Source organism: Neisseria sp. P0021.S005 (genome assembly GCF_051956955.1).
The window spans coordinates 1-1,467 of the sequence record NZ_JBQCWY010000735.1; the positions used below are offsets into that span (position 1 = coordinate 1).

At 44.1% G+C, this 1,467-nt stretch carries 2 protein-coding genes and 1 pseudogene; all 3 read right to left on the reverse strand.

What is annotated here, in order from left to right; genetic code table 11:
• Window positions 1–94 precede the first annotated feature (94 nt).
• Window positions 95–760 carry a YqiJ family protein gene (locus ACTHUE_RS18825; RefSeq protein ID WP_070459759.1) on the reverse strand — a complete coding sequence of 222 codons (666 nt, stop codon included), beginning with the start codon at window positions 758–760 and terminating at the stop codon, window positions 95–97.
• 90 nt (window positions 761–850) lie between these two features.
• Complete coding sequence (locus tag ACTHUE_RS18830; protein ID WP_070459756.1) at window positions 851–1,294, reverse strand: hypothetical protein; 444 nt, start codon at window positions 1,292–1,294, stop codon at window positions 851–853.
• 1 nt (window position 1,295) lies between these two features.
• Window positions 1,296–1,467, reverse strand: a pseudogene (locus ACTHUE_RS18835) (PspA/IM30 family protein); the annotation flags it as partial.

Consider the following 1,467-nt stretch of genomic DNA (forward strand, 5'->3'; position numbering starts at 1 on the left):
TTCTATATTGTTATTTCGGATTTCTAGATGGTGAGGATAGGGCGGTAAAGTATCTATTTTTACCGTATCGATAAATCAGCGGTTTCAGACGGCCTTAATCTACCAAGCTGCCGCTCGGATTCAAAATTGCCTTAAATGTATTTCCGTCCAACGACACCAGCAATACCGCATCGCCTTGTTTCAATACATCTTCAGAGTCAGGCTCTACCATCACATAATGCTGTTGGCCGTAAGCATCTTTCACGCGCACCTGCGCCGCATTACCTACCCGAGCTTCGCCCAGCACCACTGTGCCGACGCGGCCGATTAAACTTTCTTGCGAAACGGCAGTGGTTTCATCTTTCGGCATAATTTTGTACAAACCGCTAGCCGTCACTCGCACTAAGGGCAGGGAAAGAAACCAAACGATGACTGCTGCCAGCGTGCCATTCAGATAGCTGCCGAATACAGTGGCAAAGGCCGTCTGAAACAGATAACCCGTCAGTCCGTATACGGCAAGAAATACCACCATCAACATCAACACCGGGATACGTCCGACATACAGCCAGCTCAGGAAACGCACGAATATGCCTGCATCCGCCACATCCAATCCAACCTCGGCGTGCGCGGTTTCGGTCAGACTGTCGGGCAACAGGTTGTCCAACCAGTCACTGATACCGCCTGCCAGCATGGAAATGACTTCCAACACACCGAGCAAAATCATCAGCGCAATGGCAATGCCGAAGATTTCAGTTTCGGGGGCGTTGATTAAATTCCACATATTGCATTTCCTTATTCTTTTTGATTTTTTCTTTATGGGATTTGTATTTTGAATAATACATTTTTAATGTTGGTGGGGTTTGTTTGGATTTTATCTACTTAATATAAGTAAATCTAAAAGCATCCACCCCCAAAAGATATATGCAATCCAAAATAAACGGTATTTGAAGAAGTTTTTAAACTTTATTTGAGTTAGGCATTTCTTCTCCAATAGATCTAAGAGTTTTTGCTGCTCTTGTTTGTCACAGTTTTCCAAGATTTCGGTTTTTAATAATTCTATGGCTTGTTCAATAGAAACTTTCCGTCCATCTGCAATTAATTTGTCTCCATATTTTGTCTTCACGTCATTCATAATAATAACAGCATAGAATCCCATAATTAAAATAGCAGCAACTATTGCGGGTATGGGGTGATTATCACTAAGAGACCAAACCGCGATAGTTGATAACAGCAACCATGCAGCATGGTGATTCAACATCTTATGGCGGTAAGCAATCTGCTCAGCAAGCTCATAAATCTTATTAACAAAATTCATCTTATTTCCCTGCTTTCAATGCCGCCAATCTTTCGGCAATGCGGTGGTTGCGGCTTAAGTCTTCCAGTTCTTTCAGCTTGGCCAACTGCGCCGCATCGGTGCTGCTGTGTACCGAGTTTTGGCGACCCATCACACGGTCGAAGGCATTGCCGCTTTTTTCGGCATCACGGGCA

Coding starts and splice junctions, on each gene's coding strand:
- ACTHUE_RS18825 (WP_070459759.1), bottom strand. CDS start 760: ATGTGGAATTTAATCAACGCCCCCGAAACTGAAATCTTCGGCATTGCC.
- ACTHUE_RS18830 (WP_070459756.1), bottom strand. CDS start 1,294: ATGAATTTTGTTAATAAGATTTATGAGCTTGCTGAGCAGATTGCTTAC.